At 68.0% G+C, this 11,043-nt stretch carries 12 protein-coding genes; 8 read left to right on the top strand and 4 right to left on the bottom strand.

The features are described from left to right. The first annotated feature begins 151 nt into the window (after positions 1 to 151). The 3 genes from AC0IZJ_RS16330 to AC0IZJ_RS16340 all read left to right on the top strand — a co-directional run bounded on the left by AC0IZJ_RS16330 (position 152) and on the right by AC0IZJ_RS16340 (position 3,126). On the top strand, positions 152 to 514 hold the full coding sequence (locus AC0IZJ_RS16330; protein WP_471851760.1) for a YciI family protein: 363 nt from the start codon (positions 152 to 154) through the stop codon (positions 512 to 514). Between the two features lie 34 nt (positions 515 to 548). After that, entirely contained in the window at positions 549 to 1,781 is a 1,233-nt protein-coding gene (locus AC0IZJ_RS16335) for an MFS transporter (RefSeq protein WP_471851762.1), read from the top strand. Positions 1,782 to 1,920: 139 nt separating this feature from the next. Beyond that, positions 1,921 to 3,126 carry a vanadium-dependent haloperoxidase gene (locus tag AC0IZJ_RS16340; RefSeq protein WP_471851764.1) on the top strand — a complete coding sequence of 402 codons (1,206 nt, stop codon included), beginning with the start codon at positions 1,921 to 1,923 and terminating at the stop codon, positions 3,124 to 3,126. A 37-nt stretch (positions 3,127 to 3,163) separates the two neighbouring features. Here AC0IZJ_RS16340 and AC0IZJ_RS16345 read toward each other — a convergent pair whose 3' ends face one another. Next, positions 3,164 to 3,304 carry a hypothetical protein gene (locus AC0IZJ_RS16345; RefSeq protein ID WP_471851767.1) on the bottom strand — a complete coding sequence of 47 codons (141 nt, stop codon included), beginning with the start codon at positions 3,302 to 3,304 and terminating at the stop codon, positions 3,164 to 3,166. Between the two features lie 141 nt (positions 3,305 to 3,445). On the opposite strand from AC0IZJ_RS16345, the gene AC0IZJ_RS16350 reads away from it, so the two are divergent. Next, complete coding sequence (locus AC0IZJ_RS16350) at positions 3,446 to 4,012, top strand: FxDxF family PEP-CTERM protein (RefSeq protein WP_471851770.1); 567 nt, start codon at positions 3,446 to 3,448, stop codon at positions 4,010 to 4,012. A 99-nt stretch (positions 4,013 to 4,111) separates the two neighbouring features. On the opposite strand, the gene AC0IZJ_RS16355 is transcribed toward AC0IZJ_RS16350, so the two are convergent. From AC0IZJ_RS16355 to AC0IZJ_RS16365, 3 genes are all read right to left on the bottom strand, one after another. Beyond that, the gene (locus AC0IZJ_RS16355; protein WP_471851772.1) at positions 4,112 to 4,906 is read right to left on the bottom strand and encodes a 2-keto-4-pentenoate hydratase; all 795 of its coding nucleotides are present in this window, start codon (positions 4,904 to 4,906) and stop codon (positions 4,112 to 4,114) included. Positions 4,907 to 5,002: 96 nt separating this feature from the next. Beyond that, a complete protein-coding gene (locus AC0IZJ_RS16360) occupies positions 5,003 to 5,653 on the bottom strand; it encodes a response regulator (RefSeq protein WP_471851774.1) in 651 nt (216 codons plus the stop codon). Further along, a complete protein-coding gene (locus AC0IZJ_RS16365; RefSeq protein WP_471851777.1) occupies positions 5,650 to 6,783 on the bottom strand; it encodes a sensor histidine kinase in 1,134 nt (377 codons plus the stop codon). The genes AC0IZJ_RS16360 and AC0IZJ_RS16365 overlap by 4 nt, the downstream gene beginning before the upstream one ends. A gap of 128 nt (positions 6,784 to 6,911) precedes the next feature. Between AC0IZJ_RS16365 and AC0IZJ_RS16370 the strand changes: the two genes are divergently transcribed. From AC0IZJ_RS16370 to AC0IZJ_RS16385, 4 genes are all read left to right on the top strand, one after another. Then, positions 6,912 to 7,931, top strand: coding sequence for a sulfate ABC transporter substrate-binding protein (locus AC0IZJ_RS16370; protein ID WP_471851779.1), 1,020 nt, complete (start codon positions 6,912 to 6,914; stop codon positions 7,929 to 7,931). A 169-nt stretch (positions 7,932 to 8,100) separates the two neighbouring features. Continuing rightward, positions 8,101 to 8,970 carry a sulfate ABC transporter permease subunit CysT gene (cysT, locus tag AC0IZJ_RS16375; RefSeq protein ID WP_471851781.1) on the top strand — a complete coding sequence of 290 codons (870 nt, stop codon included), beginning with the start codon at positions 8,101 to 8,103 and terminating at the stop codon, positions 8,968 to 8,970. Beyond that, positions 8,967 to 9,851 carry a sulfate ABC transporter permease subunit CysW gene (gene cysW, locus AC0IZJ_RS16380; protein ID WP_471851783.1) on the top strand — a complete coding sequence of 295 codons (885 nt, stop codon included), beginning with the start codon at positions 8,967 to 8,969 and terminating at the stop codon, positions 9,849 to 9,851. The genes cysT and cysW overlap by 4 nt, the downstream gene beginning before the upstream one ends. Continuing rightward, positions 9,851 to 10,912 (top strand): sulfate/molybdate ABC transporter ATP-binding protein, encoded by a 1,062-nt coding sequence (locus AC0IZJ_RS16385; RefSeq protein WP_471851785.1) that lies wholly within the window; start codon positions 9,851 to 9,853, stop codon positions 10,910 to 10,912. Before cysW ends, AC0IZJ_RS16385 begins: the two co-directional genes overlap by 1 nt. Positions 10,913 to 11,043 lie beyond the last annotated feature (131 nt).

Here is an 11,043-nt window from a genome sequence, read left to right on the forward strand (position 1 = left end):
CACGCCGGCACGTGCCGGTTTCAACCCCTCAGGAAAACCCTGAAAACACGGCCGGGCAATGCCGGGCCCGTCGATTTGGCGGGCCGTCGTTCGTCTTCCTGTGGAGACGGCGGCACCGTTCCGCCCCCGTCACATTCCAGGAGACCTGCACATGAAATTCCTTTCGATGATCCGTGCCGACGAAACCACCGGCCAGCAGCCCAGCGAGCAATTGATGGCCGACATGGGCCAACTCATGGAAGCGCTGACCCGCACCGGCCAACTGGTGAGCACCGCCGGCCTGCGCCCCACGGCCGAAGGCGCACGTGTGCGGCTGCGTCGCGGCGGCGAACTGTCGGTGACGGACGGCCCGTTCACCGAGGCCAAGGAGGTCATCGCCGGCTACGCGATCGTTGAGGCGCCGTCGCTGGCGGAAGCGGTCGAACTGGCGAAGCAATTCCTGAAGGTGCACGGCGCCGACTGGGACCTCGAATGCGAGGTACGCCAGCTCGACGGCCCGGGTTGCCAGCCCTGAGCTGCAGATCAACTCCCTCAGCAAAGGACCGGCCATGCCTTCCATGACAAACGCTCTTCGCGAGCACTACCGCTGGGTCATCGTCGCCGCCGGCGGCCTGCTCGGTTGCGTGGCCATCGGCGCCCTCTTCTCGCTGCCGGTGCTGCTGCGGCCCATCGCGCTGGACACGGGCTGGTCCACCACCGGCATTTCCACTGCGATGACGATTGCCTTCGCGGCGATGGCCGTCGGCAGCATGGCCTGGGGCACGCTGTCGGACCGCGTCGGGCCGCGCGTCGTGCTCATCGCCGGCTCGCTGCTGCTCACGGCAGGGCTGGCGCTCGCCAGCCTGGCGACGTCGCTGCCAGCCTTCCAGCTGCTGTTCGGCGCGGTCGTGGGCCTGGCCGCAGCGGCGATCTTTGCGCCGCTGATGGCCTGCGTGACCGGCTGGTTCGACACGCGCCGCAGCCTGGCGGTGTCGCTGGTATCGGCGGGCATGGGCATGGCGCCGCTGACGATGTCGCCGCTGGCCGCCTGGCTGGTGCAGGCGCACGACTGGCGCACGGTGCTGCAGATCATCGCTGCCGTGTTAGCGGCCATCATGCTGCCCGCCGCGCTGCTGGTGCGCCGCCCGCCCGCGCTGGCCCAGGCCGCAGCGGCAAGCAAAGCCGGCGCCGCACAGGAGCCGGGCATGTCCGTCGGCCAGGCGGTGCGCTCGGCGCCCTTCCAGATCCTCGTGCTGACGAGCTTCCTGACCTGCGCAACGCACTCGGGGCCGATCTTCCACACGGTGAGCTATGCCGTCACCTGCGGCATCCCGCTGATGGCGGCCGTGTCCATCTACAGCCTGGAGGGGCTGGCCGGCATGGGCGGTCGCCTGGTGTTTGGCCTGCTGGGCGACCGCTTCGGCGCGGCGCGCACGCTGGTGCTGGCGCTGCTGGCCCAGGCGATCGTCGTGCTGGGCTATGTGCAAGCGCGCGAGTTGGGGAGCTTCTACACGGTGGCTGCGCTGTTCGGCTTCACCTATGCCGGCGTGATGCCGCTGTTCGCAGTGATCGCGCGCGAGAACTTTCCGCTGCGCATGATGGGCACCGTCATCGGCGGCACCACGATGGCCAGCAGCGTCGGCATGGCGCTGGGCCCCGTGCTGGGCGGGATGATCTTTGATGCCACGTCCAGCTACACCTGGCTGTTCATCGGCGCGTTCGCGCTGGGCATCTGTTCCTTCCTGTCGGCGCTGGCGTTCATGCGGCTGCCAGGGCGGCCGTTGACAGCCGCGACGGCGTAGGCCCAGTCGCGCTGCACGCCTGAGCGCCCCCGCAGCAATCCTCAACCGAGAGGACAGAGCCCGGTTGTGCCGCCATCTAGGGGTTGCCGGGCCACAGGGGCGAGCGGAGCCTCGCACCGTCAACTGCGAAGGAGCTGCGATGACACCTGTTGCTTTGAAAGCCTTGCTTGCCGCTGTGCTGATGACTGCCCTGCCCTCGTCGCGGGCCGATGTCGTCACGGATTGGAACGTCACCGCACTGGGGCTCACGACGTCCAGCCCGCCGCAGGTCGAGATGCGGGCTCTGTCCCTCATGCACGTTTCCATGTTCGACGCCGTCAACGCCATCACGCGCACGCACCAGGCCTACATGAGCCCCGTGCCCACGGCTCCGGCCGGCGCGTCGGCCGAGGCGGCGGCGGCCTCTGCGGCGCATGCGGTGCTGGTCTCGATCTATCCGGTGCAAAAGCCGGCGCTCGACGCCGCTCTGCTGGCCTCGCTCGCCAAGCTGCCCGATGGCGCCGGCAAGAGCGATGGCAGCGCCCTGGGCCGCCAGGTCGCCGAGCAGTGCATCGCCATGCGAACCGCTGACGGCTGGAACGCGCGCGTCGCCTACACGCCGGCCACCGCGCCGGGGAGCTGGCAGGCGGCACCGCCTTCGATGGGCGCTTTCGCGTCCGTCCACTGGGCGGAGGTCAAGCCCTTCTTCCTGAAGTCAGCGGCCGAGGTGTCGGTGCCCGGCCCGCTGGCCATCGACAGCGCGCAGTACGCCAAGGAACTCGACGAGGTGCGGCGCCTGGGCGCGCGCAACTCCACCGAGCGCACCGCCGACCAGACGGTGGCAGCCATCTTCACGCTGATGAACGGCGGCCAGATGTGGAACGCCGCAGCGCGCGCGGCCAGCGCTGCCAAGGGCACGTCGATGCCGGAGAACGCGCGCATCTTCGCCATCGTCAACATGGCGGCGCTCGACGCCGTGATCGCCGGCTGGGAGGTCAAGCGCAAGATGGGCACCTGGCGCCCGCTGACCGCCATCCGCGCCGCTGCGAAGAACGCGGACCCGACCTGGGAGCCGCTGATCAACACGCCGCCGCACCCGGACTATCTCTCCGGCCACTCGGTGACTTCAGGCGCCTGGTCCAGATCGCTGCAACTGCTGTTCGGCAACGATGGCGTGCCTTTCAGCGCCACCTTCAACATCGCGCTGACGCGTCATTTCAACAGCTTCTCCCAGGCGGCCACGGAGATCGAGAACGCGCGGATCTGGGCGGGCATTCACACCCGCACGGCCGACGAGCACGGCACGGCGCTCGGCCGTCAGGTGGCGGAACTGGCGGTGCAGCGCGGGATGCCAAAGCTGCCCTGAATCGCCGCCTGGATGGCGGCTTGAATCAGCGGATGCCTCAGCGGCTGGTGGCTGCCGCGTGCGTGATCAGCACCTTCACTTCACCGACACCGGCAAGCACATACCGCGACCGCAGGCCGGCAAGGATGTCGAGCACGTCGGTGATCACGCCGGGCGAAATGGCGTCGCCTTCGTGCAAGACCTGGCCGAGGGACTTTCTCGAGATCCGGATGCCGGCCGCACCCCTAGTTGCACGCTTGCACGCAAACCCGGGTCACCTATGTTTGCTGTTCGCAGCCCGGCGCGGTGTCGGGCGCAACCCCATGGCAAGGAGATCGCGATGTTCAGGATTGCAGGGTTCAGGCAGGCGGCACTGGTGCCGGCCGCAACGCTCACCGTGGCGCTGGCCGGCCAAGCGCATGCGATGACGCGGGACGTTGAGTTCAACGTGCTCGATGCCGACGCCACGCTCCAGGGATCGTTCGCTGCGGGCGACACGCTGATCGTCGACACGACGGTGACACAGGAAACCGGCGCGCTGTCGCAGAGCGTCACCTTCACCTTGGGAGCGGGGATCACCGGCCTCACAGGGCGAGCGGTGTGGGAAATCTCGACCGCCACCGGCCCGGGGCCGCGTCTCACAGGCGTCAACATTGACATCTTCGACGCCGGCAACAACATCGTGATGAGCGATGCTTTCGCAGGCGTTCTCGGGGGGTACGCCGTATCGACCCTCAACGGCGCCATCGGTCCCGGCACCTATCGCCTGGTGGCGAACGGAACAGCGGTGCGCGACGCGGTGCTCAACATCTCCATCAGCGCCGTTCCCGAGCCGCGCACCTACGCATTGCTGCTTGCGGGGCTGGGCGTTGTGGGCCTGCTGGTGCGCCGGCGCCGCATGGGTTGAACGACCGAGTGGTTCGCTGCTGGAGCCGCCGCTGGCGAGTTCCAGCACGTCCAGCAGCCCTCGGCCTGACCCGGGGCTGCTGCCGCTCCGGCCGCGCCCTCAAGCGACTGCGACCGCCGCCCGCGTGATCTGCACCATCACCTCACCGACACCCGCAAACACATGGCGCGATTGCTGCCCGGCAAGGATGTCATGCACGCCGGTGATCATGCCGGTCGAGATGACATCGCCGGCGCGCAGGATCTCGCCTTGCTCGGCCCGCTTGTTCAGCGTGAAGGCCAGTGCGCCCAGCGGGCCGGGCTTGATGTGGGCCTTGCCTGTGCCGACCGACTGGCCGTCGATGAAGGTCTCGACGTCGATGGTGTCCAGCTCGCGCCAGTTGGCGATCTCAGCGCCGACGACGACGCCCCAGTTGTTGCCGAAGTCGGAGATGACCGCCCCGGGGCCGATGTCGTTCAGCGTCGCGAGCGGGCTGCTGGCCACTTCCACGCCGATGTGCATGGACTTGATGAGCGGAAGCACTGAATCGGCCGTCCAGTCGGCCTTGCCCGCCGGCGAATCGGCCGCGACGACGATGACGACTTCCGCCTCGACGGCCGCGAAGCCGCCTTCGAACACCGGGCAGGTCGCCGTGCCGCCAGCGTCGACGTGGTGGACGTTGGGGGCGAACGCCGGGCCGATCAGGCGCTCCTCGGGGAACTGCGCCGCGAAGGCCGGGTTCACGCGGGCGACCTTCCAGCCCTTGACCGCATCGGGCCAGCGCGCAATCGCGGCCGCCTGGATCTCGTAGGCCTCGGCCAGCGTTGCGGGCGGGGTGCCGGGATACGCCGCGATGGCACGGCCGGCGGCGCGGGCGGTGGTGAAGGCTTCGGCGATTTGCTGGGTGGCGCTCATGGAACTCTTTCTGTGCGCCGGCCGGCGCGGTGACACATGCGGCCGGCAATGTACCGCGCAAAAACGAAACGCGGTTTTACTTTTCCAGAAGTGGGCCTATCCCGCCTGTTCCGTCCGCACGGCGAACAACGCCAGCTCCACATCGTTGCGCACGCCGATCTTCTCCAGCACCCGGGCGCGGTAAGTGGAGACCGTGTTCGGCGACAGCACCAGCTGCTCGGCGATCTCGCCCACGCTGCGGCCGGCGGCCAGCAGCTTGAAGACCTGGTATTCGCGGTGGGACAACAGCTCGTCCAGCGGCTGCGTGTCGTCCGCCGGCCGGCCGCCGCCCGCGCCGATGGCGCCGGCCAGTTGCTCGGCCACGCTGGGCGTGATGAAAAGCTTGCCACGCGCCACGCTGCGCACGGCGTCGATCATCTGCTCGCTGTCCGCGCTCTTGTTCAGGTAGCCGGCCGCGCCGAGCTTGAGGCTGCGCACGGCGTACTGGCGGTCCGGGTAGGTGGACAGCATCAGCACCGGCAGCTTGGGGAATTCGGACTTCAGCGCTTTCAGGATGTCCAGCCCGTCGCGCTGCGGCATGGCGATGTCCAGCAGGACCACGTCGACGCCGCCGGCGCGCACGAGTTGGATCGCATCCGGCCCGTTGGCCGCCTCGCCGACGACGCGCAGGTCCGCGGCCTCGGCCAACACCTGCTTGATGCCTTGCCGGACGATGAGATGGTCGTCGCAGATGAGGACGCGGATCATGTCGCGGCCTCCAGCGGCATGACGAGCCGGACGGTGGTGCCCCGGCCGGGAAAGCTCTCGATGCCGACCCGCCCGCCGAAGTGCCCGGCCCGCTCGCGCATGCCCAGCACGCCGTAGCTGCGCGCATCGTTGAGCGCCTCGGGCGCGGCGCCCACGCCGTCGTCGCGCACCTGAAGGTAGAGCACCGGTCCCGGTGGCGCGTCCACGTCGAGGCGGATGGCGACATGGCTGGCACGCGCATGCCGGGCGATGTTGGAGAGCACTTCCTGAAAGATGCGGAACACGGCAATGGCCAGCCCGCCTTCCGGCGGCACCACGTCGGCGGCGATGTGCATCTTGAAGTCGACGCGGCGCTCGTCGCTGCCGGCGAGCTCGAATTCCTGCGCCTGCCATTCGAGCGCCGCCCACAAGCCCTGGTGGTCGAGGATGCTCGGGCGCAGGTCCGTGATGATGCGGCCGACTGCGTCGACGGCCGTGTCCACCAGGCCGCCCATGCGCTGGCATTTGCCCACCATGGGCTCGCGCTGCGCCGGGTCGCCCACACGGCGCGCCAGCCAGTCCAGGTCCATCTTCAGCGCCACGAGCAGGGAACCCAGCTCGTCGTGGATCTCGCGGGCGATGCGCTTGCGCTCGGTCTCGCGCATGGCCTCCAGGTGGTGGGCCAGTTCGCGCAGCTCGGCGGTGCGGCCGGCCACGCGCTGCTCCAGCTCGTCGTGGCTGGCGCGCAGCGCGGCCTCGGCCTGGCGTCGCGCGGAGATGTCGACGAAGGTGACGACGGCGCCCTGCACCTCGCCATGCTCGATGACGGGGTAGCTCGAATACTCAGCCGGGAAGGCGCTGCCGTCGGCCCGCCACAGCACCTCGTCGTCGATGCGGCAGGGGTCGCCGCGGCGAAAGGCGTTGAAGATCGGGCAGTCGCACTCGGGGTAGTGCGCGCCGTTCTCGCGCGAGTGGTGGATCAGCTCGTGCATGTTGCGGCCCAGCACCTGCTCTGTGCGCCAGCCCAGGGCCTCGCAGGCAGCGCGGTTGACGAAGGTGCAGCAGCCGGCCATGTCGATGCCGAAGATGCCTTCGCCCGTGCTTTCAAGCAGCAGCGAAGCGGTGGAGGGGTGGTCAAGGGCAAACGGCATGCTCATGAGATTAGCAAGGGTTGCACCAGTCATCGCCGGAGAGCGAATAAGGAAATAAGGAAACTGTCGTTCCGCGAATAAGCGACTTCGGGCAACCTTCCGGCTTTCGTTCACCCGAAGCCTCCGCCATGCCCGCCTTCCTGCCTACCCGTCGCGCCCTCGTTGCATTGATCGCCGCCTCGGCCGCCCTGCCCGCCGTGCCCGCGTTCGCTGCCGACGCGACGCTGCTGAACGTCTCCTACGACGTCGCCCGCGAGCTGTACAAGCAGATCAACCCGGCTTTCGTCGCCGCGCAGAAGGCCAAGGGCCAGGTCGTGACCATCAACCAGAGCCACGGCGGCTCCAGCAAGCAGATCGGCGCCGTCATCGGCGGCCTGGAAGCCGACGTGGTGACGATGAACCAGGCCACCGACGTGGACCAACTCGCCACCAGCGGCCTGACGCCCGCCGACTGGCGCAGCCGCTTCCCGAACAGCGCGGCGCCCTATTCGTCGACGATGACCTTCCTCGTGCGCAAGGGCAACCCCAAGGGCATCAAGGAGTGGACGGACCTGGCCCGCCCGGGCGTGCAGGTCATCCTGCCCAACCCCAAGGTCACCGGCAACGGCCGCTACAGCTACCTGGCCATCTGGGGCAGCGTGCTGGCCACCGGCGGCACGGAGGCCCAGGCCAAGGAGCTGGTCACCAAGGTGCTGACCAATGTGCCCGTGCTGGACGGCGGCGGCCGCGGCGCCACGACGACCTTCACGCAACGCGGCATCGGCGACGTGCTCGTCACCTTCGAGGCCGAGGTGGAGCTGATCGAGAACGAGTTCGGCAAGGGCCAGTTCGAGCAGGTCAACCCGAGCATCTCCATCGAGACGGACGCGCCGGTGGCCATCGTCGACAAGGTCGCTGCCAAGAAGGGCAATGCCGCTCTGGCCAAGGCCTACCTGGACTTCCACTGGAGCCCCGAGGCGCAGGAAATCATCGCCAAGAACAACTTCCGCCCGCGCGACCCGGCCATCTTCAAGAAGCATGCGCAGCGCTTCGCCAACATCAAGTTGTTCACGGTCGACCAGACGCTGGGCGGCTGGGCCAAGGTCAGCAAGACGCACTTCGCCGACGGTGGTTCGTTTGATCAGGTGATGGCAAGCATCAAGCGTTGAAATGGAGCCCCTCGCCCGGTCGCGCCGCGCTGAACGCCGGCGCGTCTGGTCGGTCCCCCGAGGGGACGGCGATGCTTGTGGCATTGAGCCACATGCACATCGCCAAGGCGGGCCGGCTCGGGAGCGGCCCGGCGCTCGACCCGAAATGCAAAACACATAAAACCAATACATGGCTTCGTTCCTATCAGTGAAGCGACGCGTGCTCCCCGGCTTCGCGCCCACGCTCGGCTTCACGCTGTTCTACCTGTCGCTGATCGTGCTGGTGCCGCTGATCGCGGTGTTCCTGAAGTCGTCGGGCCACGGCTTCGACGCCTTCTGGGCGGCGGCCACGTCGCCGCGCGTCATGGCTTCGTACAAGCTGAGCTTCGGCGCCTCGCTGATCGCCGCCTTCATCAACTTGTTCTTCGGCCTCATCCTGGCCTGGTGCATCGTGCGCTACGAGTTCCCCGGCAAGAAGCTGGTGGACGCCCTCATCGACCTGCCCTTTGCGCTGCCCACTGCCGTCGCCGGCATTGCGCTGACCGCCCTGTACGCGCCCAACGGCTGGGTCGGTTCGCTGTTCGTGCCGGGTGGCGCGCTGGCCCCGCTGTTCGGCGAGGCCGGGCTCAAGATCGCCTTCACGCCGCTGGGCGTGCTGCTGGCGCTGATCTTCATCGGCCTGCCCTTCATCGTGCGCACGGTGCAGCCGGTGCTGGAGGACATGGAGACCGAGCTGGAAGAAGCAGCGGCATCGCTCGGCGCCCAGCGCTGGACGACTTTTCGCTACGTCGTGCTGCCGACGCTGTTGCCTGCGCTGCTGACCGGCTTCGCGCTGGCCTTCGCACGCGCTGTCGGCGAGTACGGCTCGGTCATCTTCATCGCCGGCAACATCCCGATGGTGAGTGAGATCACGCCGCTGATGATCATCGCCAAGCTGGAGCAGTACGACTATGTCGGCGCCACGTCCATCGCGGCCGTGATGCTGATCGTCAGCTTCATGCTGTTACTCGTCATCAACGGGCTGCAGGCCTGGAGTTCGCAGCGAGGGGGCCGGAAATGAGCACCGCCCTCCATCTCGCTCCTGCCCGCGCCAGGGCCAAGTACCAGGACAACCCCGCCACGCGCGAATCGCCCGCCGTTCGCTTCACGCTGCTGGCGCTGGGCCTCGGTTTCTTTGCGATCTTCCTGCTGCTGCCCCTGGTGGCGGTGTTCACCGAAGCACTGCGCAAGGGCTGGGAGGTCTACTTCGCGTCCATCGTCGAGGAGGAGACCTTCTCGGCGATCAAGCTGACGCTGATCGCCGCGGCCATCGCCGTGCCCTTGAACCTCGCGTTCGGCCTGGCCGCTTCCTGGCTGATCGCCAAGCACGAGTTCCGCGGCAAGCAGCTGCTGATCACGCTGATCGACCTGCCCTTCTCGGTCTCGCCCGTCGTGGCCGGCCTGATGTACGTGCTGATCTTCGGCGCCCAGGGCTGGTTCGGCCCGTGGCTGCAGGCCCATGACGTGAAGATCATCTTCGCCGTGCCGGGCATCGTGCTGGCCACCGTGTTCGTGACCTTCCCCTTCGTCGCGCGTGAGCTGATCCCGCTGATGCAGGCCCAAGGCAAGGACGAGGAAGAGGCCGCCACGGTGCTCGGCGCCAGCGGCTGGCAGACCTTCCGCCGCGTGACGCTGCCCAACATCAAGTGGGGCCTGCTGTACGGCGTCATCCTCTGCAATGCACGCGCCATGGGCGAGTTCGGCGCGGTGTCGGTCGTTTCCGGCCACATCCGCGGCCTGACCAACACGCTGCCGCTGCACGTCGAGATTCTCTACAACGAATACCAGTTCGCGGCCGCGTTTGCGGTGGCCTCGCTGCTGGCGCTGCTCGCGCTGGTGACGCTGGTGATCAAGCAATTCATCGAGTGGCGCGCCAGCCAGTCGTCGCACGGGAACGAGTGATGGGTATCCAGGTTCAAAACATCCACAAGAGCTTCGGCAACTTCACCGCTTTGGGTGATGTGTCGCTGGACTTTCCCACCGGCGAACTGGTCGCGCTGCTCGGCCCCTCGGGCTGCGGCAAGACGACGCTGCTGCGCATCATTGCCGGCCTCGAGACCGCCGACCGCGGCCGCGTGCTGCTCGACGGCCAGGACGCGTCGGACACGCACGTGCGCGAGCGCCAGGTGGGCTTCGTCTTCCAGCATTACGCGCTGTTCCGCCACATGACGGTGTTCGACAACGTCGCCTTCGGCCTGCGCGTGAAGCCCCGCAAGCAGCGGCTGCCCGAGACCGAGATCAGGAAGCGCGTCACCGAGCTGCTGAAGCTCGTGCAGCTCGACTGGCTGGGGGACCGTTTCCCGCCGCAGTTGTCGGGGGGCCAGCGCCAGCGCATCGCCCTGGCCCGCGCATTGGCCGTGGAACCGCGCGTGCTGCTGCTGGACGAGCCCTTCGGCGCGCTGGACGCCAAGGTTCGCAAGGAGCTGCGCCGCTGGCTGCGCCGTCTGCACGACGAGCTGCACATCACCAGCATCTTCGTCACCCACGACCAGGACGAAGCCCTGGAAGTCGCGGACCGCATCGTGCTGATGGACCATGGCCGCGTCGAGCAGGTTGGCACGCCGCAGGAGGTCTATGAGCGCCCGGCGACGCCGTTCGTCTATGGCTTCCTGGGTGCAGTCAACCGCTTCGTGGGGCATGCGCGCGGAGGTGTCCTGCACATGGGCGAGCACCAGCTGCCCGGCGCCGGCACGAACGTTGGGAGCGGCGAAGTGCAGGCCTATGCGCGGCCGCATGAGCTGCAGATCCTGACCGATGAATCGGCGCCTGGTTTGGCGGCCACCGTGGAGCGGGTGCTGTCGTTTGGGGCGAGCGCGCGGGTCGAATTGATCGGGCCGGATGGGCAGCCGCTGGAAGCGGAGCTGACGCGGGAGCAGGCGGAGGCGTTGAGCTTGCGGGGGGGGCAGCGGGTGAAGTTGAGTGCGGCGCGGTTGAGTTTGTTTGAGGCTGGGGCGGGGATCTGAAGTCGCTGGCAGCGAGGGGCTTGGTTGCTTTTGCGGTGAGCCGGCTTGGCTCGGTGCATTGCCGGGAGTCCCGCCCGGCAGCGGGGTAACTTTCTTCTGCGGGGCCAGAAGAAAGTCACCAAAGAAGAGGC

The organism is Roseateles sp. AC306 (genome assembly GCF_979253795.1).